This window comes from Ruegeria sp. AWH4_226, from assembly GCF_056159225.1.
The window spans coordinates 257167-279684 of sequence record NZ_JBSWUU010000003.1 but is presented as its reverse complement, the minus strand read 5'-3'; the positions used below and the strand labels follow the sequence as shown (position 1 = coordinate 279684).

Annotated in this window: 20 protein-coding genes; 8 read left to right on the top strand and 12 right to left on the bottom strand. The window is 57.1% G+C overall.

The annotated features are described in order from the left end of the window. The 6 genes from ACXAET_RS19775 to ACXAET_RS19750 all read right to left on the bottom strand — a co-directional run bounded on the left by ACXAET_RS19775 (nt 1) and on the right by ACXAET_RS19750 (nt 5889). Nucleotides 1-552 carry a BREX protein BrxB domain-containing protein gene (locus tag ACXAET_RS19775; protein ID WP_475189367.1) on the bottom strand — a complete coding sequence of 184 codons (552 nt, stop codon included), beginning with the start codon at nt 550-552 and terminating at the stop codon, nt 1-3. Continuing rightward, nucleotides 549-1349 (bottom strand): hypothetical protein, encoded by an 801-nt coding sequence (locus ACXAET_RS19770; protein ID WP_475189364.1) that lies wholly within the window; start codon nt 1347-1349, stop codon nt 549-551. The genes ACXAET_RS19775 and ACXAET_RS19770 overlap by 4 nt, the downstream gene beginning before the upstream one ends. Then, nucleotides 1342-2202: a BrxR family helix-turn-helix transcriptional regulator gene (locus tag ACXAET_RS19765; protein WP_475189362.1), complete on the bottom strand. Its 861-nt coding sequence runs from the start codon at nt 2200-2202 to the stop codon at nt 1342-1344. Before ACXAET_RS19765 ends, ACXAET_RS19770 begins: the two co-directional genes overlap by 8 nt. Nucleotides 2203-2567: 365 nt before the next feature. Then, nucleotides 2568-3464 carry a plasmid partitioning protein RepB C-terminal domain-containing protein gene (locus ACXAET_RS19760; RefSeq protein WP_475189356.1) on the bottom strand — a complete coding sequence of 299 codons (897 nt, stop codon included), beginning with the start codon at nt 3462-3464 and terminating at the stop codon, nt 2568-2570. After that, nucleotides 3461-4375 (bottom strand): plasmid partitioning protein RepB C-terminal domain-containing protein, encoded by a 915-nt coding sequence (locus ACXAET_RS19755; RefSeq protein ID WP_475189354.1) that lies wholly within the window; start codon nt 4373-4375, stop codon nt 3461-3463. The genes ACXAET_RS19760 and ACXAET_RS19755 overlap by 4 nt, the downstream gene beginning before the upstream one ends. Continuing rightward, nucleotides 4372-5889: a recombinase family protein gene (locus ACXAET_RS19750; RefSeq protein ID WP_475190177.1), complete on the bottom strand. Its 1518-nt coding sequence runs from the start codon at nt 5887-5889 to the stop codon at nt 4372-4374. The genes ACXAET_RS19755 and ACXAET_RS19750 overlap by 4 nt, the downstream gene beginning before the upstream one ends. Nucleotides 5890-6040: 151 nt before the next feature. On the opposite strand from ACXAET_RS19750, the gene ACXAET_RS19745 reads away from it, so the two are divergent. Continuing rightward, entirely contained in the window at nt 6041-6439 is a 399-nt protein-coding gene (locus ACXAET_RS19745; protein ID WP_475189351.1) for a hypothetical protein, read from the top strand. A 282-nt stretch (nt 6440-6721) separates the two neighbouring features. Here the strand turns inward: ACXAET_RS19745 and ACXAET_RS19740 are convergent, their stop codons facing one another. From ACXAET_RS19740 to ACXAET_RS19730, 3 genes are all read right to left on the bottom strand, one after another. Further along, the gene (locus tag ACXAET_RS19740; RefSeq protein ID WP_475189348.1) at nt 6722-7531 is read right to left on the bottom strand and encodes a Crp/Fnr family transcriptional regulator; all 810 of its coding nucleotides are present in this window, start codon (nt 7529-7531) and stop codon (nt 6722-6724) included. A 117-nt stretch (nt 7532-7648) separates the two neighbouring features. Beyond that, a complete protein-coding gene (locus ACXAET_RS19735; protein WP_475189346.1) occupies nt 7649-10801 on the bottom strand; it encodes an efflux RND transporter permease subunit in 3153 nt (1050 codons plus the stop codon). A gap of 1 nt (nt 10802) precedes the next feature. Beyond that, on the bottom strand, nt 10803-11936 hold the full coding sequence (locus tag ACXAET_RS19730) for an efflux RND transporter periplasmic adaptor subunit (RefSeq protein ID WP_475189344.1): 1134 nt from the start codon (nt 11934-11936) through the stop codon (nt 10803-10805). Nucleotides 11937-12020: 84 nt separating this feature from the next. Here ACXAET_RS19730 and ACXAET_RS19725 point away from each other — a divergent pair, with 84 nt between their 5' ends. Continuing rightward, nucleotides 12021-12395, top strand: a complete 375-nt coding sequence (locus tag ACXAET_RS19725) for a hypothetical protein (RefSeq protein WP_475189342.1) — start codon at nt 12021-12023, stop codon at nt 12393-12395. Here the strand turns inward: ACXAET_RS19725 and ACXAET_RS19720 are convergent. Together ACXAET_RS19720 and ACXAET_RS19715 are read right to left on the bottom strand one after the other, a co-directional pair. Then, nucleotides 12387-12686 carry a sll1863 family stress response protein gene (locus ACXAET_RS19720; protein ID WP_475189336.1) on the bottom strand — a complete coding sequence of 100 codons (300 nt, stop codon included), beginning with the start codon at nt 12684-12686 and terminating at the stop codon, nt 12387-12389. The genes ACXAET_RS19725 and ACXAET_RS19720 overlap by 9 nt on opposite strands. A gap of 526 nt (nt 12687-13212) precedes the next feature. Beyond that, nucleotides 13213-13569 (bottom strand): cupin domain-containing protein, encoded by a 357-nt coding sequence (locus ACXAET_RS19715; protein WP_475189332.1) that lies wholly within the window; start codon nt 13567-13569, stop codon nt 13213-13215. 141 nt (nt 13570-13710) lie between these two features. On the opposite strand from ACXAET_RS19715, the gene ACXAET_RS19710 reads away from it, so the two are divergent. Beyond that, complete coding sequence (locus ACXAET_RS19710; RefSeq protein ID WP_475189329.1) at nt 13711-14505, top strand: AraC family transcriptional regulator; 795 nt, start codon at nt 13711-13713, stop codon at nt 14503-14505. A gap of 548 nt (nt 14506-15053) precedes the next feature. Here the strand turns inward: ACXAET_RS19710 and ACXAET_RS19705 are convergent. Beyond that, on the bottom strand, nt 15054-15914 hold the full coding sequence (locus ACXAET_RS19705) for a LysR family transcriptional regulator (protein WP_475189326.1): 861 nt from the start codon (nt 15912-15914) through the stop codon (nt 15054-15056). A gap of 94 nt (nt 15915-16008) precedes the next feature. Here ACXAET_RS19705 and ACXAET_RS19700 point away from each other — a divergent pair, with 94 nt between their 5' ends. The 5 genes from ACXAET_RS19700 to ACXAET_RS19680 are packed head-to-tail and all read left to right on the top strand — an operon-like array spanning nt 16009 to nt 22518. Continuing rightward, on the top strand, nt 16009-17454 hold the full coding sequence (locus tag ACXAET_RS19700) for an aldehyde dehydrogenase family protein (protein WP_475189323.1): 1446 nt from the start codon (nt 16009-16011) through the stop codon (nt 17452-17454). After that, on the top strand, nt 17451-18464 hold the full coding sequence (locus ACXAET_RS19695) for a membrane dipeptidase (RefSeq protein WP_475189320.1): 1014 nt from the start codon (nt 17451-17453) through the stop codon (nt 18462-18464). The genes ACXAET_RS19700 and ACXAET_RS19695 overlap by 4 nt, the downstream gene beginning before the upstream one ends. 46 nt (nt 18465-18510) lie before the next feature. Continuing rightward, nucleotides 18511-20058: a BCCT family transporter gene (locus tag ACXAET_RS19690; protein WP_475189314.1), complete on the top strand. Its 1548-nt coding sequence runs from the start codon at nt 18511-18513 to the stop codon at nt 20056-20058. 55 nt (nt 20059-20113) lie between these two features. Further along, the gene (locus tag ACXAET_RS19685; protein WP_475189310.1) at nt 20114-21793 is read left to right on the top strand and encodes a hypothetical protein; all 1680 of its coding nucleotides are present in this window, start codon (nt 20114-20116) and stop codon (nt 21791-21793) included. Beyond that, on the top strand, nt 21790-22518 hold the full coding sequence (locus ACXAET_RS19680; RefSeq protein WP_475189305.1) for a DUF3726 domain-containing protein: 729 nt from the start codon (nt 21790-21792) through the stop codon (nt 22516-22518). The genes ACXAET_RS19685 and ACXAET_RS19680 overlap by 4 nt, the downstream gene beginning before the upstream one ends.

The following is a 22518-nucleotide window of genomic DNA, read 5'->3' as shown; positions in this document are numbered from 1 at the left end:
TCAGAAAATTTTGTCAGCTGTTATGGGCACGGCGAGGTAATTCCAGCCGTCGTAGCCGTCGAGAAGCCGGTAGTTATTGTCTTCGTAGCTTCCGGGGAAGAATATTACGAGCCTGCCAGCAACCATCGGGGCCAAGCGGTCCACGACATCTTTGACTTTCACAAGTCCAAACAAACTGCCAACACCAGAAATCGCAATAACAAAGTTCTGAGGAGGCTTTAGTTCTGATATTCGGCGCTCAAAATCTTTCGCAAGGTGATCTAAGTACCTTGGGTATATTGTCGCCAGCAAGTCTGGTTTTTCGAAATATGATTTTGCATACCGCTGTGACGTCAACCACTCTGGGAATGTGTCCGTAAGATCGTGAAGGTACCAATCGTGGCCAGCTTGTCGGGAAGCGAGTTCGAACTCATCAATTTTGGTCCTGAGGGCGCGCTCCTCAGTCTCATGATAAACACAAAATACCACTCGCTGTGCCGCAGCAGCGTCGTCTCGCCAGGGTACTGAGATGAACTGAGAGTAGGACTTGATAAGGCGTTTCACTCGGCTCATCGCTGCCACTCCCTATCAACATGTTGCTGAAGATTCGGGAATGAAACTTCGAAAACATCGCCGATATGGTTGACGCTAATCCATCCTTTTTGTGCAGCTTGTTGTGCTAACTCAAGCGACCGCTCCGCACTGCAGTCTAGAAGCTTAGCGTAGGGGCTGCCAAAAAGTGAGAGCCCCCTTAATCCCGCTAGGTATCCCAGAAAAACAGCATACGCGGCATTTCCCGGTGTTGGATTTGCCCGGCGGCGGGTTTTCACGGCACGACCGGAAAGGTGCCCAGCTTTGGTCCAAGATGAGTTTAGATTTTGTGCCGTTGATTTTAGCGTCGCTGCGCTGAAACGGTTTGGAAAAATAGTATCAATGTGCTTTTCCATTGCCTCGCGTGAAATAGTGGTTCCTTCGGGAGTCGAGAGAATATAAGGGGCTGACGATCTTAAAAGGGCATCCCTCGCGTACGCACACTGAAGTGCAAGCAGAGCTTGACCGTCGACTTCTCTCTCCCAAAAAAACCTCAGACCGCGAAACACAAACAAGCTGGAATCAAGTCCATAAAGGTCAGAAAGGTGCCGATATGTCAGCATCCGTGTTTTGGCAGATCTCTTTCCTAGTGCATTTTGTTCAATAATCGCCATTCGGTATTGATTACGTGCAGCAAAAGGGTCTTGAACCACTTCAAAAAGCCTTTGGAGTTCGTCGACCATGATTGTGCGAGAGGTGTGCGCACCGCCTGTTTCGCCACTAAATCCGTAGACTTGGAGGTTCGCCTCCTCGTTGTGTGCATCAGACCCGTTATTCATTGTGAATGCCCGTGGCGTATGGGTTGAGTAAAACGATCTGTTGATCTTGCGGTGTTCGGGCGCCTGGATCGGTATCGAGTCCCAGTCGTTTCAGAGCATAATAGAGCAGAGCGCGCCGAACCTTGATCTTCGCCCTGCCGTCGCGCATCCCGTAGTCGAGCGCGATCACCTTCTTTTGGTTCTCGGAGAGTTCGGGGTGGGGGGCAATCTCAAGCGTGACGTGCTCTTGCCAATCGGCATCGGCCGCATACGTGGTTCCGTTGGCTTCTACACCGCGTGTCTGGAGGATGCGCGAAAGCAAAAAGTCCTTGAAGGCCTCGTCAGTCTTGCAGAACGCCCGAGTGTGCCATCGAAAGCCATCGAACCCAATGGCGTGGGGCGCGATCCACCGCCAGCTCGGCTCCGGGCGCGACAGGGACTGATACTTCACCTCGATCGCTTCCGAGCGGCGGATTGCACCGACAACCGATCGCAGTGTCACGGGGTTAACACCACGGGCCGGAGTCGGCGCGGCGTCATAGGCTGGTAGTTCAGCAATCCATGCGTCGTCGCTGTCCATGAGACCGTCAGCCAGAGATCGAAGCTGTGCGAGGTAGCGGCTAGCATCTGGTTTCAGGAACTGTGCAGCATAATTGGGACCTCGGACATACGTCCGCGCACTCTTGTCGTAGACCATGTTGTCCGGAGCCAGACCGATATAGCGGTTCAGGTCGGCGGACGCTTGGTTCACCGATAGCCCAAACTGCTCCATCAAATCGCTGCGGTTCACGTGCCCCTCCCAATACAATCGGAACTCGATGAACTCGAGGCGCTGCGCGACCCCCCAACGAAGCTCCGACTTGCTGCTATCCACTTCGCACTCCCGACTCGGCGCGCATGATTTATGTACGCGCCCATTTTTTGTGCTAACCGCACGCTAGCGGGGAGTCGTGTCGGGTTCAATCGAAATCCTGCGATGTTTCGGGGGTTTGCTCGAATGAATAGAACCGGACCGCTAGCGGCGAAGCAGGCGTGCCGACTCGCGCGCTTCCTCGGCACGCCTGCGAATATCGCCGCCGCTGTGCGGCCGCGCGGCCGGCGAAAACTCGAGCCGGCCTGGTGGGCTCCATGCGGGTTCGCCGCCATCCCCACCGCCGCGCTTGATCCGGCCCACAGTCCGGCGTCTCCTGCGGTCCCCGCGCTTATCGGGTCCGGGTCCCCATTGGATCGGCCGGCTGGTTATTCTGCCTCGGCCGGTATGACCGATTCCATCTCGGCAATGGTCTGAAACTCGGACAGGAACTCCGGACGCGTCTGCATCAGATACCTAACCACGCGCGCGTTCCCGAGGAGCTTGCCGACGTAGCCACGGAGCACGGTCAGTTGGAGGTGGTCCTGGCCATAGGTGTCCTGAATCTGGGTGATCCCTTCCTGAAGCCGGGCAAGCTCCTTCTCCATTCGAGCGACTGCCTGAGGCGTCACGCCTTTGATGCGTTTGGGCTTGTTCGCCTCGACCAGCTGCGTTTGCGGAGTCCCGGCAAGGATCGCCGAGATATAGGCGACGGAGTAGTTGTTGGCGTTCACCATGAGCTCGGCGGCTTCGATCTGGCGCAAGGGGATCATCTTGCGCAGCGTGGTAAACACGGCCGCAGTGCAGGCCTTGTCCTTCAGGATCGCCACGGCTTCCGGGCAAATGCCGTCGAGCAGCTTGACCTTGCGCTGGATGCTGCGCGGATTGAGGTCCAACGCCGCCGCGATTTTTTCCTCCGGAACACCGCGCTCTATAGCTTTCAGGATCATCCGGTGCTCCTGAATGGGCGCGATCCGGCTGACGCGCTTGTTGTAGGTGAAGGCCTCATCGTCCGTCGACACGAGGCATTCGACCTGTTCCTGACCCAGATCCTTGAGGACTTCGATCCGGACATGTCCGTCTAGTAGCAACCAGCTGCCGCTGGCATCCCCGTTTCGCGCAACCACCGGCGGCTCGACCAATCCGATCTCCCGGATCGACGCTGTGATCTGGGTGTATTTCCGGCTGGACTTGATCGACTTGCTGAGAACCCTGACGGGCAGGATGTCCGCAACCGTGATCGTGACGCAATCGTTCTCGAAGCCGAGCTGAACCTTCTTGCTCATGGCGAAGCTCCCTCGGTGAGGGAGTCCTGCAGGTAGCTGGGCATGGTTTCCAGGCCTTCGGCGCGCAGCAGCGTCACGAAATGGTCATCCTCAAGGAGGGTCCGGAATGCTTGGCAGATGAACAGCAGCCGCCCTTGGGCTAGTTCCGCTTTCTTGATCAGAAGCTTCTGACGGTCGGCTTCCTTCTGGTAGGCACGCACCAACGCTTCGCTCGTCAGCGGTCGCCGGTTACGGCCGTCGCGCCCGTACTGTTTGGGATGGATTTTCTTCCCACGTGCCTCGCGCTGTTCGATCAAGCGCCGGGCAGCAGCGAGCTTCTTCCCTCGCAGCTTTTTCTGCGTGTAGGCGTCCATCAGCGCACGCTGCGCGCCTTCGGCATCGGTCTTTGATATGTCGATGGCGAGGTTCAGGGGGAGCAGGCCGGTTTCGACGGCCGTGACCAGTCGCTCTTCGCCGCGCTCCAAGAGGCCAGCAATCATTCCGACATAATCCGGTGAGACGCCGATCTTGTCGCCAATCTGCCGGTCGTTGTAGCCGCGCTCGCGAAGCGTGCCGATCTCCCGCATCAGATCGATTGGGCGATGCTGACGACGCGCGCAATTCTCGACGAGGCTCATCACCAGGCAGTCGGACTCATCGGCATCGATGACAATGGCCGGGATTGCTTTCTGCTTCAGCTCGATGAAGGCCTCGAGCCGCCCTTGGCCGCAGACGAGATCATACTCCTGCGGATCTGTGTCGGCGCGACGGGTCACGGTGATTGGGCGCTTCAAACCGATCTTGGCGATGTTTTCCACCATGTCCGCAAACGTCCTGGGGTTTCGGACCCGCGGATTGAGAACCCGAATGCGGTCGGTCGGGACCAAGGTGACTTCCGTCTGGTGAGTTTTTTCCGCGCTTTTGGCCATCATGCCACCTCCGTCACCTTCGCCCGCCCGGCGAGGGCGTAGAAATCTTCAAGCGTCTCTGTTCGATAGGCATCGAGCCACAGGCCGTTCTGCTCGGCCATCTTCAGCCGTGCGTCGGTCATGTCGATGCTGGGCAGAAGGTAGAAATCGCGCGCCGCGTCGTTGGTCTCGTTCATCCGCACCGCAATCGTGATGTCCGGAACGAGGCCGGTGTCGAGCCGGATGTGCCAGCGCAAGGTGCCAGCTGCCGTCGCCTGGCAGCGGGCCAGAACTACAGACACCGTGAATTCATCATTCACGCGCAGCAGCTGCGTGTCGGGGGCCTGCACCACGCGACCGCCCCGGGCAGCCACGCCCTCGATGATCTCATCAACGACCTGGGGGTGGGCCGCGCGCAGCGCCTTGTTGATCTCGATGTAGCGGTAGTCCCGCTCGGGTTCATAGCCGATGAGGCGGTACGCGCGCAGCAGGCTGCCAAACCGACTGCGATAGGCGCTGGACGAGGGCAGGTCGTTCTCTTCGTCGATGATTAGGCCGGACAGCTGACCTTGTCGTTTCAGGATCGCGCGCAGGGCGTCGAGGAGTTCCTCGTCCGAGAAATGACGACTGCGGGCATCCACGATCTCTCGGGCGCGCAGGAACAGCGCCTTGCCGACGATGGCCGGATAGGCGCCTTCGGCTCGGATCCACATATCCCGCGGGTTCACGACACGACGCTGCTTCAGCTTGAACGACACCTTGTTGAAGACGTTGTTCCCGATGTATTTTTCGTTGGTCAGGACCTGATGGACAGTCGCCCGAGTCCACAGCCGGTTGAGATCGGTGCGGTGCCCTTCAGCGTTTAGAACCTCGGCAATCTCGCGTTCGGGACGCCCCTCATTCACGAACATCTCGTACATGCGCTGAACGACGCGCTGTTCCTCCTCGGGGCCGGGGACGAGGATCACGCGGTCGGTCTGCAGGCTCTTCTGCTCGCCGCGGCACAGTTCGCCCTTGGGGTTTCCGTGCTCATCGATCAACACGCGCCGCAGCCCGTATCCGGCCGCGCCGCCTTGGCGATAGCCCAGCTCTACGAGGCGACATTGCCCGGCAAAGACCTTCACCGACAGCTCGCGGCTGTATTCGCCGGCCATCACGCGTTTGACGGTCTTCAGCAGGTTGGAGCCGATACTGCCGTCATTCTCGAACTGCTCGCCGCAATAGTGGACCCGGATCCCCGCACGGGAGCAGACATGTTCGTGATATGCGCCTTCGTCCGCATCCTGAAACCGGCCCCAGCGGCTGACGTCATAGACAAGGATCGCCTTGAAATCGGCGTGACCGGATTGGACTTCGGCCATCAGGTTTTGCAGTGCCTCGCGGCCGTCGAGCCGTAGTCCCGACCGGCCGGAGTCCTCAAACGTGCGCAGAATCGTCAGGCCACGAGCCTCGGCATAGCTGCGAATGACATCGAGTTGGTTCTCGGTGGAGTACTTCTGGTGATCGGTCGACATTCGCACGTAGGCGACGGCCGGCACATCCTTCTCAGGCGGCGCGTCGCTCGTGTCCGAAGGGGTCGTCCAACGACCGCTCACATCCGTATCTCCTCATTATTCCAGGCAAATCCATCGCTCCCGTCGGAATCAACGGCTGAATTCTTCGCGTCCATGTAAAGCGAAGGAGGGTGGAATGTCGTTTCCGAAAAAGGGCAAGTTCTTTCCAAGGGAAAACGGATATAATGGAAAAGCTGAGCAGCCCACGAATGGCGGCTTCGTTGAAGAAATCGCGGCTGCTTTGAAACGGTCGCTTGGAGATAGTCGGGCGGGCGTAAAGACCGTGGCGGCCTGGACGGGGGCCAACGAGAAAACAGTGAAGAACTGGTTCTCGGGCACTTACGGTCCGAGCGGTGCGCACTTGATCGCGCTGGCGCGCCACTCCGATGAGGTGCTCTCCACGTTCTTGGCCATGGCGGGGCGCGAAGATCTGATGGTTGCCATCAAGCTTGCCGCTGCCGAGGAAGCGGTCGAGGAACTTCTCGAAGCGGTACGGCAGCTGAGCCGCGAGGAACCTGGCGATACCGTCATTTGATCAGTCGTCAGGCGGTCGAGGGTTTTGTCCCTCAACAGCGCGCAGGATTTCGAAGCGATCCCGCACGGTGGAAACCTGCACGGGAGAGAGTTGGTCGCCGGGTTCGTTTCCACCGCCATATATCATTGAATTTAAATGATATTTTTGGGCGCTAGTTGTGATACCCGCCAAAAAACCCGCCATCCCAAATGCGCTTGGTTGCCACCTCATGCAACGGGTGAATCAGCTATGCCCAACTGCAACCCATTGGCCGCTTCGTACATCGTATCTAAATTGCGTATTCTAATGCGATTGCCGCACCTTTCCTAAAACCATTGCCGCCCAATCCTCGACAACAACTGCAGACAGTCCTTCGGCACCCGCGTAGACCGCTGCCGCCACACCGGCAGGACCACCGCCAACGATCAAAACGTCAATAACCTCTCGACACTCGAACGATTGCTCCAGCCCAAGGAGCCTGGCGATTTTTGCAGGAGTGGGATTGTCGATCACAAGGTTTTCACCGAAAACCACGGCCGGTTGCAGGGCCTCGATACAGCAGTCTTCTGCGAGTGCGCGGGCATCCTGTGATCCGATATCCATTGTCCGGAACGGTATCTTGTTTCGGGTCGCAAACTCTTCGATTTGACGGATGTCACGGCTTAAATCGGCACCAATAAGCTTGAGTGAACTGTCGTTTTCCTCAATTTGGCGCCGTCTGCGTGCCGAAAAAACGCTGATGATGATATCCGACATTTCGGGCAGACGAGACATGGCGTCCAGCATTTCCTTCCGTGGAACCGATATAGCGCGCGTGTTTTCCCGAGCTCTCATCGGCAGGGAATAAACGCCGCCGCTAAGAAATGCTATTTCACCGAGAAACTGCGTTGGTCCCAATGAGAACGGCAAGTAAGCTTCACGGGTCTGAGGATCAATAACTTCGGCCCGACCTTCTAAAATGTAGAGAAACCGGTCCATTGGATCGCCGACCTCTGCAATCATTTCGCCTGATTTAAAGCTTACTTCCGTGCCAATAGACTTCAGAAGCTCAACATGGCTTTGATGTAAGGGCGTTCGGGCCATTTCGCGAAGATTGGCTGCTAGACTTTCCACGTAAAGCTTCCCTCAAGTTTCGGACCCGAACTAGGACGTAGCAGACAGATCAAGAACGTCATCTTTTCCCCTCGTTCCTTTCGAGTGACACACTGCAAGCCATCGAGGAGGCACCCGCTATTGACGCTCAGTCATTTCAACCGAGCCGGGAAATATTGTCCGCAAAGCCACAAAAAATACCGGTGTAAAGAATAGGCCGAGCAGTGTAACGCCTGACATTCCAAAGAATACAGCTGTTCCGAGTGCCTGTCTCATCTCCGAACCTGGTCCGACCGCAATCATCAATGGCAAAACGCCCAAGATGAAGGCAAACGCGGTCATCAAAATCGGCCGTAGTCGTAGCTGGCTTGCTTCTACAGCAGCATCAATTGCGGACAACCCGCGCTCTTCCTGTGCTTGTTTGGCGAACTCAACTATAAGGATCGCATTCTTGGCGGCGAGGCCTACCAAAACGATCAAACCCACTTGTGTAAGTATATTGTTGTCCATCCCGCGAAACATGACGCCGAGCATCGCGCCAAGCACGGCGAGTGGGACGATCAGTATAATAACAAGTGGTAGCGTCCAACTCTCGTAAAGCGCGGCAAGAAACAGGAAAGCAAACAGCACCGAAAAGGCAAAGATATACGCGGCGGTGTTTCCTTGATTCCGTTCCTGCAACGCAAGCTCGGTCCATTCGTAATCCAGACCAGGTGGCATAACCGCTTCTGCGAGCGCTTCCATTTCCAGCAAGGCCTGTCCGGTCGATGTCCCTGGCGTGGGTGATCCTTGAACCGGGACAGACACTTGTTGGTTATAGCGTTGTACCAAGGCAGGTCCGGCGGTTTCTCTGACTGTAACCAAAGTGCCCAACGGAACAAGATCGCCCGTGACAGAACGCACTCTTAAGCTTCTGATATCTTCTCGATCCAAGCGGAACTCCTCGTCCGCCTGTGCCCGCACCTGAAAAAGGCGACCGAACGCGTTGAAGTCATTTACATAAGCAGAACCCAAATTGATGGACAGTGCTTCGAAGATTTCTCCGATTGGCACATTCAGCATTTGGGCTCTTACGCGATCAATCTCGAGATAGAGCTGAGGCGACCCTGCTGAAAACGTCGTGAAAACGCCTTGCACTTTGTCTGATTGACTGGCGCTGCCCATTACAGCGTAGGCGGCCCCAAGTACGCGAGACATATCAGAACTTTCTAGTTCCTGCAGCTGGAGTTTGAATCCTCCACCCGTCCCTACGCCGCGCACTGCCGGCGGTGCGATTGCAATTATAAAGGCTTCACGCAACGCCTGCATGCGACCAAAAAGCTGGCCGACAATCGCGCCTGCTGTAAGGCCACTCTCCTGGCGGCGGTCAAAACTCTCAAAGGTTGTGAATATCACGCCCTGATTGCTGGCGTTGGTAAAGGTCGCTCCTGAAAATCCGGCGAACGCGACAGCATTTGTAACGCCCGGCGTTTGCAATGCGATTTCGGTTGCCTGCCTGATGATGTCGTCGGTTCGGTCCAGTGCCGCACCGTCCGGCAATTGCACCACTACAATGGCGTATCCCTGATCCGCTTCAGGTATAAACCCGGTTGGTACTTTAGTGGTGATCCAGTAGGTCGTACCGATCAGCCCCGCAAAGACTAAAACGGCGATACCGCGCATGCCCGACGTCCCTGCTAGCCCGCGCACCGCACGACCGTAAGCGGCGGCCATCGCATCAAAACCCCTGTTGAAACCGTTTGACAGTGGATCGGTAACGACCCGTAGTGGATTTCTGGATGGCGAGGTGGATTTTGACTTTAGAACCACAGCGGCCAAAGCCGGCGATAGGCTGAGCGAGTTGATCGTTGATATCACCGTTGCTACCGAGATCGTCACAGCGAATTGCCGATAGAATTGACCTGTAATTCCGGGCACCAGTGCCGCCGGAACAAAGACCGCGATCAAAACCAATGTTGTCCCGATTATCGCGTTTTGCACTTCGTCCATCGTGCGCGCAGCAGCCTGCTTTGGGGGCATCCCGTTTTTGATGTTTCGCTCAACGTTTTCGACGACCACGATGGCGTCATCGACAACGATACCGATCGCAAGGATCAAGCCGAAGAGCGTCAGCAGGTTCAACGAATACCCCAGAGCGAGCATCACCGCGAAGGTTCCTATCAGCGAAACCGGTATCGCCAGCAAAGGAATGATCGCTGTTCGCCAGCTTTGCAGGAAAACGATGATAACTATAACGACAAGTAAGACCGCTTCGAACAAAGTGCGGTAAACCGCATTGACCGACGCCTCTATAAACTCAGTGGGGTTATAAACGACCTGATATTCAAGACCGGGTGGGAAGTCTTGGGACAATTCTTCGACAACAGTCAGTATCTCGTCTGCCGAAGCCAGCGCGTTGGAACCTGGTCGCTGGAAGATTCCAAGCGCCACGGCCGGTTTATTGTTTAGGTACGAGTTAGTAACGTAGGATCGCGCGCCGATTTCTACTCTCGCAACGTCTCGAACCCGAACAACACGCCCATCATCGGTCGACTTTACAATTACCCGCCCAAATTCGCGTGGGCTTTCAAGTCGGCCCTGTGTTGTGAGCGTAACCTGAAAGGCGCTGTCCGTCTCGTTTGGCGGTGATCCAAGCAAGCCTCCCGAGACTTGAACATTTTGTTCGCGCAACGCGTCTATGACATCGCCTGAGGTCAGGCCGAGGGAGCCAATCCGATCTGGGTCCAGCCAAACGCGTGCCGAGAATTCGCGCTCGCCGAAAATGATGAGATCGCCAACTCCATCGAGACGAACCAGTCGGTCGCGTACCCGCGACCGAGCGTAATTCGATACATAGAGTTGATCGAACGTTTCGTCCGGCGACAGCATATGTATCACCATCATCAGGTCAGGTGAGGACTTGTTCGTCGTTACCCCCAACGCTCTGACTTCTTGCGGTAGCCTTGGTTCTGCGGTCGCTACTCTGTTCTGAACCAAGACCTGCGCCGCGTCCAGATTGGTCCCCAGCTCAAACGTGATCGTCAACGACATCGACCCGTCAGCCGTGGAGTAAGATGACATATAGAGCATGCCCTCAACACCGTTGATTTCCTGCTCAAGTGGCGTGGCGACCGTCGCGGCGATAGTCTCGGCGTCGGCTCCGGGATAGCTGGCGCGTACGACGATGGAAGGAGGCGCGATTTCTGGATATTGCTCGACGGGCAGTTCGAAGTATGCGATCAGCCCAACAATTGTCGTGACGATTGCGACCACGACCGCAAAAATCGGGCGGGAGACAAAGAAACGTCCCATTCTAGTTTTCTGCAATCAGTGGGAGCTCGACCACCTCGGTCGTGACCACGCTACCAGGTCGAGCCCGTACCAAACCTTCGACTACAATTGTTTCTGTTCCATCCAATCCATCTCTTACAACGCGATAGCCGTCGATTCTTGGTCCAGGTCTTATTTGCTTTGGCGTAACGTTTCCTTGGGCGTCTACTGTCATCACGAGCCGTCGGTTCTGATCCGACGCTATTGCGGCGTCCGGAATCAGTATCCCCTCATATGGAAGGGATCCAGGCACATTAACACGCCCGAACAAGCCGGGGGTCAAAAGCTCATCCGGGTTTTCCAGGACCGCCCGTACACGCATTGTGCCGGTCTCGTTGTCGATCCGGTTTTCGGAGAAATCGAGCGTTCCGACTTGAGGTGGAATTGAGCTATCGGCCACTCTGACCCGGACTTCGAGGCCGGCCGCACCTTCTTGCAAGACCGAGCCACGCGCGCGTGCGTCACGGGCGTAGGCGAGAAAATACCTTTCATCAATGTCGAAGTAAAAATAGATCGGATCAGTGGAGACAATGGAGGTCATCAACGTCTCTTGAGCAGTGATAAGGTTTCCCGGATCGATCCGCGCTTGGTCTATGCGTCCCGACATGGGAGCACGGATTTCGGAATACTCCAGATCGAGCTCGGCAAGTTCGAGTGCAGCTCTTGCCTGTTCGAGTGCGCCTTGCGCGGCTAAAAACGCCTCCCGACGTTGGTCGACCACGCTTTCGGCAATGTTTCCGTTTCTGACAAGCGCTTCTGCTCGATCCAGTTGGTCGGTTGTGAACTCACTTGTGGCCTCTGCTATGTTGATTTGTGCTCTCGCCTGTCGCAACGCTGTGCGGAACTGTCGTTGGTCGATTGTGAACAGCAACTGTCCTTCTTCGACAAGACTTCCGTCCCTGAAATGCACTTCATCCAAGAACCCTGAAACACGCGCACGTATATCGACGTCTGCTGCTGCGCCAAAGCGACCGACAAACTCGTCGTCTTCGACAATGGATTTGACCACGGGCTTGGCTACAGTGACCAGTGGTGGGGCTTGCTGTGCAAAAAGGCCAGTGGCTACACAAATCCCAAGCGTTACGACGACTAGATAAATCCTGTTTCGCAATTCCATGACCCTAAAGATTCAAGTCCAATTATAGGCAAAACCGGCGTAGAGAGATTTTAGCTCCGCTAGTGGACCACGCCAGATAGTTCAGTGTCCAATACCAACAATCCGGATGACGAGCATTATAGAGGAAAACGGCGACAGATTGCAGCTATACTCGTCAGATTGCACAATTTAGCAGCATCTCTACGTCTTGGTCTTGAGTTGGTTCAAACTGTTGCTTCGACCTTGGTCAAATCCTACGAGGCGCAAACAGCAAAGACCAGCGATTCCAAGCAGGAAAAGCAAAACACTCAAAGCGGGTTCTGTCGGTTTGCCTGGTTTGGTGCGCTTTACGGTGGGATAATGCATGGTGGTAGCACTCAGGAGCAATCGCTTGATCACATGCATTATGAAGTTTCAACGGGCGCAGAGAAGGGGGAAGTCGAGGTCAGTTTTGGCGCAACCCCAAGCATCTTAATTTGAAATTTGGGTGCCAGCCTTCTTCAAGGACACTTGCATTTCCTCACAAGCTTGCTCGTAGAGGTTACGCAGTTCGTTCCAGACATCACCGTCCTCACCGTGGGCGTCAAGCAACTCGGTCAGTCTTCTGTTGCTTTCACTTTTCTTGGTGAGCAACTCAGACAAAATCTGCTGGTATTTTCCTTTCTCATCCGAGCGAGCTTGAGCACTTCTCTTCTCTAGGATTTCGATCTGGGCGTTCCAGGAATCCTGACGAAGTATTGCCCTTCGCTCATATCCAACTCGCGTAGCCATGGGTGCTCCTACTACTATGCGAACACAACAGACGAGATTCGCCATCTTTGCTTTGTTGATAGTAACTTGTTGATTGGACCGTTTGAACTCATTTGCGCCCCTTCATCGGCATAGTACCTGTCTATCCGTGGTTCGCATTTGCGATCGGGACTGCGGCGCCAATACCGAAACAAACACTACCGCCTAGTATGAAGTCGACCGCATTCATCAAGGCTGGTTGCTTTTTCCTATTTGGAAAAGCCTAGTCAGAACTTGTGAAGTGGACATCTCTCAACCCCAGTTTGGAGTTGTTTTTGTCACCTAACCAGCCCAGGGCAAACACTGATTTCGTGTAAGCAGTGAACGCCTCCTCTAAATGCAGCGCTGCGAGTGCATAGTTGGGTAAATGGCAGAATTGGGCCGGGAAAAATGCCAACGGGGTCGAGCGGAAGTGGAAGGCCAGCCGCGCCGTTGCATGACGGCTTCGAGCCCAAAGTGAAAGATACTGCGGCGGGCACGAATGTCAGCATTCCCGCCGCACTAACTTCTAAATGCGAGCTTTCGGTGCGGCTTTGCGATCTGAGTCACCCGAATTGGGCTCACCTTTCGGTTCAATCAACAGCACTTTCACTTCACGCTCTGCCCTCGGCCGATGGACGACACCCTTTGGAACGATGAACAGTTCGCCTGCCTTGACGGTCCGGGATGGCTCACCTTCAATGTCCATCTGCATCTCACCTTCCAAAACATAGAAAAAATCATCCGTTGTGTCGTGTTTATGGAATGGATATTCACCAACAAACTTGACCACCATGACCTCATTGTCATTGTAATCGGCGACGACATGCGGATCCCAATGCGTTGAGAATCTGGACAGCTTTTCGTCGAGATTAATCGATTTCATGTATGATTTCCCTTTGATTCATGGTGTTGGTCTGGTTTCGAAGCCGTCAGGAGCTTTCCGATTCACAACGAACGACGATCCAGTGACGTAAGATCACACGACCTCACCCCGGGTCTTGAACGATCGTGCGCGAATGATTGGGTGATCGCTGCACCTTGGCAGACCGGTATCCAAAGGATTGAGGCCTACTTTTCTGGCGAAGCCTACGCCCCACACCGGCATGATACTTATTCGATAGGATATACAATAAATGGCGTGCAAAGCTTTGACTATCGAGGCGCACGCTCTGACAGTGTGGCCGGTCAAGTGATCGTACTGCACCCCGATGAAATCCATACAGGCGAAGCCGGAACGGAAGCCGGGTTTCACTATCGGATGCTTTATGTAGAACCATCGTTGGTGCGCGAGGCGCTTGGACCAGCATCAAGGACACTTCCTTTTTTGCGTGATGCTGTTCTTTCGGACCCCCGCCTGATGCACGCGATCTATGCGGCTTTTTCTGACATGAATAATATCCTTGAACCGGTGGCGATGGACGAACTCGCCGCGTTGCTGGCGGATGGGTTGTTGGCAAACGACACATCTGCTCAGCAAACAACAGGTTCGTTGATTGATCTGAGGGCGACGAACCGTGCGAGAGAATATCTGGACAGTAATCTCGATAAAGTTGTTCACTCAGACCAACTGGAACAGGTCACTGGTTTGGACCGATATTCGCTGGCGCGCCAGTTTAGGAAAGCGTTTGGAACCAGCCCATATCGGTACCTGACAATGCGACGTCTGGATCAGGTGCGTGGTGACATTGCTGCTGGGGCATCATTGGTTGACGCGGCTACAAGAGCTGGCTTCAGCGATCAGTCTCACATGACGCGAAGTTTCAAAGCTGGCTACGGAGTTTCTCCGGGTCATTGGAAACGTCTTGTGCACCAGACTTAAGTGTTTTCGACAAAGCGTACATGAGCACAATCGTATCTAAGGTCGGCTTTTGTTGTTGGGGAGCAGTTTGCCCTAGTGATTGTTCCTTTCAAACTTTAAGAGTCCGGAGTCTCGGTTTTACAGAGCAGTTCAAAACCTGACGAAACGGAGTGGCTATGCGGTTTGGTTGCGTCTCAACATCTTGCAAGTCGAATTAGTTCAAAGGCTGCCTTTTTCTAAGCATTCCCGCGATGGCGACGGTCTGCCGCACCGGCATATGAAGTTCGAGGCATAGTTGGGTAACCGGCGAACTCACGCGTTTTGCTTGCGCACCGCTGGGTGCGACCAAAACTGAAGGCCGACACTGCAAGGCGACGCAGACTTTTGCCCCTGCCAGCCAAAACGGCAATAAAGGCCACGTAGCCAGTCTTGACGTCTCGGAGCGCTCTGACTGCTATCCGCCACTAAGTAAACAGCTGGCATAAGTGCTTTCGTGAACGCCTTAAGTTGCCGATTGAACTGATCGTGGCAACACACTCTTCAAGCCGTCCGCGGTATGGTCCACTTTCTTACAGCGACAACCAGAATGCTTCTGCCGCCGGGCTGAGGTGGTGTGACTTTTCCCGGATTTTGCGAAGTTGTCGACGGGTCGGCGGGTCATCGGGCCGAAGGAAGGACACTTCGTCGAGTTGGTGCTGCACAGCACTTCGTGGCAAAACGGTTGCCCCAAGGCCGGCCCGGACGAAAGATAGCAGAGCGGTGGTGTTCCGGGATTCGAGGTTGCAGGTGGCCAGCAGCGGCGCAAGGCAATCATGCGCGACCAAATGGCAGAGCGGATTGGCGATGAACGGCTCGCGAAGCAGCAACTGCCACGAACAGGCTTCGCCGTTTTCCATCGCACTGGAAATGGGTCCATCCCTGCGGCAGACGATGCCAAGATCGTCTTCGTAGATCACAGTGTCTTCGGCTGCGTCCTCAACGGGCTCGGACAGGATCCCGATATCGGCATCATCAAGTTTGACCCGCTGTCGAACCGTCGCGCTGTCTACATCGCTGATTTCCAGCCGTACGTCCGGACGCTGCTGCTGAAAAGAGGCGATGATGCCGGGCAGGAAGGTCACGGTCGCCGAAGGGACGACAGCAAGCCTTACGGTGCCGGCGGTGGAAATAGCGTGCCGCCCAATCGCATCGACACTTCGTGAAAATGCTTCCGTTGCGCGATTGCTTTCCTGAAGAACAAGCTGACCCAGCGGTGTGAGTCTGTTCTTGCGGTCTGTCTCGAACAGCGGCGCGCCGATATGGTCCTCCAGCAATGCCAGCGTCATTGACACCGCCGATGGTGTTCGCCCCAACTGTTCGGCCGCAGACCCAAGCGATCCCTTCTCGGCAACGGTTCGAAAGGTGCGCAGCATCTCAAGCTTGATCGCCATTTCAGTTTTCCTGAAATTATCTTCAATACTTCCAGATTGCCTGAAATCATATTCTTCGTCTAGGAGCGACCTCAAGCAAAGACGAGGATGTTCCATGCAAACCGGACTCTATATCGATGGTCGTTGGCAAAACGGCGCAGGTGAGATCGAAAACCGTAACCCGTCGGACGTATCGGACCTGATCGGCACCTTTGCCCAGGCCAGCGCGGATCAGTTGGACACCGCGCTCGATGCCGCGAAACGTGCGCAAAAGATCTGGTGGGCAGCGGGCATACAGAAACGCCATGACGTTTTGATGGCAATCGGAACCGAGTTGATGGCGCGGGCTGATGAGATCGGACGCCTCGTGTCGCGCGAAGAAGGCAAGCCGCTGGCCGAGGGAAAGGGCGAGGTTTACCGCGCCGGGCAGTTCTTCACTTATTTCGCCGCTGAATGTCTGCGCGGTCACGGCGACCTGGCCGAAAGCGTCCGTCCCGGTGTTGAGATTGACGTGCGCCGCGAACCTGTGGGCGTGGTTGCGATCATATCGCCCTGGAATTTCCCCGTGGCGACGCCCGCATGGAAGATCGCCCCGGCCCTTGCCTTTGGCAACGCGGTGGTCTGGAAGCCCGCAAACCTGACGCCCGCCAGCGCCGTTGCACTGACCGAGATTATCGCCAAACAGGACATTCCCGCCGGTCTCTTCAATCTTGTCGCAGGACCGGGCCGTGATGTCGGCCAGCGGCTGGTAGAAAGCCGTGACGTGGCGGCGATCAGTTTTACTGGGTCGGTTCCGGTTGGCCGCGGCATCGCGGCCTCGGCGATCGGAAACATGACCAAGGTGCAGATGGAGATGGGGTCGAAAAACCCCATGCTCATTATGGACGATGCAGATCTCGATCTCGCCGTGATGCATGCTGCTGGCGCGGCTTTTGGCGCCACGGGTCAGAAATGCACCGCCGCCTCGCGCCTGATCGTGCACGCTGCGATCCATGACGAATTCGTCGCAAGGCTCGTCAAGGTCACCGAGGCCTTCAAGGTCGGCCATGCGCTGGAAGACGGCACACAGCTCGGCCCCGTGGTCAGCGAGGGACAGCTGGAACAGAACCTGAATTACATCCAGATTGGCAGGGACGAAGGCGCCGAACTTCTGACAGGAGGGGAAAGGCTAGAGCGTGCGACCGAGGGGTACTATATGGCCCCTGCCGTCTTTGCGGGCACAACCAATGAAATGCGTATTAACCGTGAGGAAATGTTCGCGCCGATTACCTGCGTGATCAAGGCCGAGGGCTATGACGAAGCGCTTGCTATCGCCAATGACAGCGACTTCGGCCTCACCGCTGGGATCATGACCAGAAGCCTTGCCCGCGCCAGCCATTTCCGCGCCAACATGCAGGCAGGCTGCGTCATGGTGAACCTGCCGACTGCAGGCACCGATTATCACGTCCCCTTTGGCGGGCGCGGTGCATCATCTTACGGCCCGCGCGAACAGGGCAGATACGCCGCCGAGTTCTATACTACGGTCAAAACCGCTTATGTCGCGGCGGGAGAACCGGCATGAGCGTCCTGATTGACGGGCTGCAATACGCCAACTGGTCCGAGAAGATTTTCCGCCAGATGCGCGAGGGCCGGGTGGATGCGGTGCATGTCACCATCACTTACCACGAGACCTTTCGCGAAACGGTCCTGCAAATCGAACACTGGAACCGCTGGTTCGAACAGTTTCCCGACCTGATCTTTCAGGGTCGCACCGCCGCTGATGTCCGGCTTGCGCAGGAAACCGGGCGCACCGCGATCTTCTTCGGTTCGCAGAATCCGTCCTGCATGGAAGACGATATCGGGCTGATTGAGATTCTGCACACACTTGGCCTGCGCTTCATGCAACTGACCTACAACAACCAGTCGCTGCTGGCTTCGGGGTGCTACGAAGATGACGACACGGGACTCACCCGCATGGGTCGCGAGGTCGTGGCTGAAATGAACCGCGTCGGGCTTGTCGTAGATATGAGCCATTCCGGAGAACGCTCGACGCTTGAGGCCATCGAACATTCGTCGCGTCCGATCACCATCAGCCACGCCAATCCATCTAGCTGGCACAAGGCGCTCCGCAATAAGTCGGACACCGTGCTGAAAGCGCTTGGAGAGAGCGGCGGGATGCTGGGGTTTTCGGTTTACCCACACCACCTTAAGGACGGCAGCGCCTGCACGTTGCAGGATTACTGCGACATGGTGGCCCGCACTGCCGACATGATGGGCGTCCACAACATCGGAATTGGCACCGACCTGTGCCAGGACCAACCCGACAGCATCGTCGAATGGATGCGCGTTGGCCGGTGGACCAAGCGAATTGACTATGGAGAAGGCAGTGCAGCAGAGCCGGGCTTTCCTGAAATGCCTAGCTGGTTCGCCGACAACCGGGATTTCGGGAACATCCGGGCTGGTCTGCGCACTACCGGGATGGACGACGCAGAGGTCGATGCCGTCATGGGCGGCAACTGGCTGCGATTTTTCGAACAGAGCTTTGGCGCGAAGAGGCCGGTGAAAAACACCAGGGCTCGCGCAGCGGAATGATCATCCCCGCGGGAGGCGGGGCTTTGTCTGGGAGGACAACAAATTGATGGATACAACGACAACCGGCAGCCAGCCGGCCAGCCTGGGCAGAGTGGACAAACCACTTTTCGCCATCACCGGCGGGTTCATCGCACTGTTCTGTGTACTGGCGCTGATCGACATTGACCTTCTGTCGCGCATGGTCGACTGGGGTTTCAACTTCTCCGCAACTTATTTCGGCCTTTATTGGCAGGTGCTGCTGCTGGCCACATTCGTGATCGGCCTTGGGCTTTGCGTGCTGCCCGGCGCAAAAACCCGCATGGGCGCGCTGACAACACCGGAATTCACGATGTTCCAGTGGGGCTCGATGATCATGTGCACTCTATTGGCGGGCGGCGGTGTCTTTTGGGCTGCCGGTGAACCTATTGCGCATTATTTGTCCACGCCACCGCTGTTCGGAGACCTGAGCGCTGACCCCACGGCACAAGCTTATGCCGCTTTGGCGCAAAGCTTTCTGCACTGGGGCTTTCTTGCCTGGGCGATCCTGGGGTCGCTGACAACGGTGATGCTGATGCACTACCACTATGACAAGGGCCTGCCGCTGGCACCGCGCACGCTGCTCTATCCGCTGTTTGGAGACCGCGCGCTCAACGGACCTATCGGCCTGATCGCCGACGCATCCTGTATCATCGCGGTGGTCGCAGGAACGGTCGGACCTATCGGCTTTCTCGGGCTTCAGATGTCATACGGGTTGAATGCGCTTTTTGGCATTCCTGACACCTTTGCCACCCAGACGGTGGTGATCCTGGCGCTTGCAAGCGTCTACACCGTGTCGGCGATCTCGGGCCTTTCGAAAGGCATCCAGCTCTTGTCCCGGGTCAACGTCATCCTTGCCTTCGTGCTTCTGGCCTTCATGCTTGTCGCCGGCCCGACCTTTTTCATCTTCGACGGTTTTGCCGGCGGGATGGGCGTATATCTGTCGAACTTCTTCGACATGGCGATGTATCGCGGCGAAGCTGGCATCGTTGGCGCGCCGGGCTGGCTAGGCTGGTGGACAGTGTTCTTCTGGGGCTGGTTTCTGGGCTACGGGCCGCTCATGGCGATCTTCATTGCCCGCGTCAGCCGGGGCCGGTCGATCCGGTCGATCATCCTGATGCTATCTGTCCTGGCACCTATCGTGACAAACTTCTGGTTTACCATCATCGGCGGCACAGGGATCGCGCTGGAGCAGGCTGTTCCGGGTGCGATTTCTGGCCCGTTCGAAGGGTTCAACCTGCCTGCCGGTCTGCTCGCCACCACGCAGGCGCTGCCGATGGGTTTCCTGCTTTCTGTTCTGTTCCTGGTTCTGACGATGATCTTTGTTGCCACGACCAGTGACTCGATGAGCTTTGTCATCGCTACGTCGATGTCAAACGACAATCCGTCACCCGTGCTGCGTGCTTTCTGGGGGATTGCAATGGGGGTCATGGCACTTATCCTGATCTCGACCGGATCAGGGGGCATCGGCAAGTTGCAGAGCTTTATCGTGGTCACGGCCGTGCCGGTGTCGCTGGTGCTCTTGCCATCGCTTTGGGATGCGCTGCGGATCACATTGATGCTGGGCAAGAAGACCTGAAAAGGGGCGCGGGCAGGTCGTCCGCGCCAACACCCAATACCCCGAGGAGGACATCATGGACCGTGCGCATACCTGCCTGCCCCCCGAAACCGCACCGTTCCGCCGCGCGCCGTCGCAGGTCATGCGCCTCGACCGGATGGGTTGCGCGCATCCCACCCGCCTGTCCTTTCTGCGCACCCTGCTGCGCCGGATCGAGCGCGAAGGCTGGGTCTTCGACCGCCCGGTGTGGGAGATCGACGCGCTGGGCGTAGGCCGCGCCGTCTATCGCGCCAAGGGCCCCGAGCGGACCTATTGCCTTGTCGGCTTTGCCCATGACCTGCCCGACGAGATGCGCTCGGACCGGGTCATCGCAACGGCCTGGGACGCGACCTTTACCCTTTTCGACGGTGAACCGACCGAGGCCGATCTTGACCGCCTTCAGGCCAACGTACCCCTTCAGGAAGCAGGCCGCATCTCTCCGCGCGAGCTTTCGCTCAGCCGCGCCAACCGCTCTGTCCGGCTGTTCGCCCATGTCATCGACCATCTGGCGCAGGGACAGCAGCCCGACATCGCCGAGGTCGAAAGCGTCGGCTACCTGATGCGCACCACTGCGGTCTACGGCTCGGGCAAATTCGGTGCTGCTGATCGGGTGGCCATTGCCGATCGCCCGGAACTCAACGCGCCGTTCCAGATCGAGATGCTCTCGGTCTGGCTGACCCGGCAGTTCACTGTCGACATCGCAGAACATCTCGCCGCGGTTCAAGGTGGCGCAAAAGCCGTGCGGTTGGACCCGGCCATCCGCAGAATGCTCGGCGTGGGGAATTCAACAGGCCTCGGCATGGCGCCGTTCCTCGTGCGGCACCCGGTGTTGCTGAACAACTGGATGATGGCGCGTGAAGAGGCCTTGGCGCGGGTGCGGGCCCAGAAGTACGTGACACCGCAGGTAGCTGACGAGCTGCGCACGGCGCTCAGGGCTGCGCAGGTCAATGCCGCAAAATGGACTTCAACCCATCCTTTGCAGATCGCCAAGCTCGAGGCCCTTCGCAAAGACCTCGACCTGCTGGCTAGCTGGCTTGGCGACTGGCCCGCACCAGACGCACTATACCCCTGGGACGCGCTCTGGCGCCGTGCCGAGGCCGAGTTGTCGCTCGAAGGGCAAGAGGCCTTGGTGGCGCTGATGCTGGAGCCGCACGGCGCGCTGATCGACGACCTTGCCGAACAGATGACGGCTGATGAGTCCGAAACCTTCCGGCTCGACGGCGCGATGACGACCGGAGCCCTGACCTGCATACTGGCTGATCACTACGATTGGGCGCTGGATATCGATTTCGACGCCCCGGAAAACATCGCCCGGTTCTGGTATGTCTCGGAGGAAAAGCTGGAACCCCGGCTCGGCAACCGCTTCGCCGAGGATGGTTCCGCGCTAGAGCAACCGCTATGCATCGCACGCTTGGCCAATGAATTACACGCCGCCCTTGCCGACCGCCCCTATGACGAGCCGCTCGCTGCCTTTCTACTGGCGCATCCCGATCATCGGTTCATGGCCCGCCGGGCGCAGATCGCCGCCAAACACCCGTTTGGCGAAGTGCGCGACAACTTGATCGCTGAAGACATGCTGCCGATCGACCTGATGCGCTGCAAGCTGGCGTTCTTCGGTGCCAGCCGTTTTGATCCCAGATCCGACAAATGGGTTCGCATCAGCCTGTTTCAGGATATGCCCTATCCCTCGGATCTCTGCCCGGGAGGCTGGACATGACCGTTCTGCATGACGACATCGAAGCAATGGATCCAACCCGCTCGGGCTCTCCAATGCCGACCGGCAAGAGTGCCAGCCTGTCTCTGAACGAGATCGAACAGCTTTGCTTTAAGGCTGCACGCGGAGCGGGCATGAGCTGGGGACAGGCAGAAGAGGCTGGTTTCGCCGCAACTTGGCTGGCGCGGCAGGGGCTGGACGGTCCGGGCGCACTTCTTGCGCAATTGCAGGCCGCGCATGACCGCGCCTGGAACGACATCTGCCCCGTGGTTGAAGCTGGCGCTTTCCGAGCATCTGATGGTGGCCTTCTCTGCCCCATCGCATTGGGATCAGCGCTGTGCGATCATGTGGCGTTGCCCTTGATGCAATGTGACAGCCTGCGGATCGGTCCGGTCACGCAGCCAATCCTGCTCTTGCCGTTCCTGTCCGACATGGCTCGGGCACGGCAACAGCCGATCCGGATCGAATGGCCCGGCGGCGCGGTCGTGGCAAGCCCCGATGGCCGGGTAGCTGGCGATGTCGGAGCACTGGCAACGGCATTGCCAGTGGTCGCCGAGCTTCTGGTCGGATCAGAGTTCGCAACGCGCCAGCCGGACCCGGCGCTGATGGCACCGATGGTGGTGGCCGCCGAAACTATTGGCGCGCTCAATACTCTTGCAATGCGTATTACCGTCCCTGCTTCTGATGTCTCACGCGCCGGAGCGGGCGCGGTGGGCGACAACGATTGA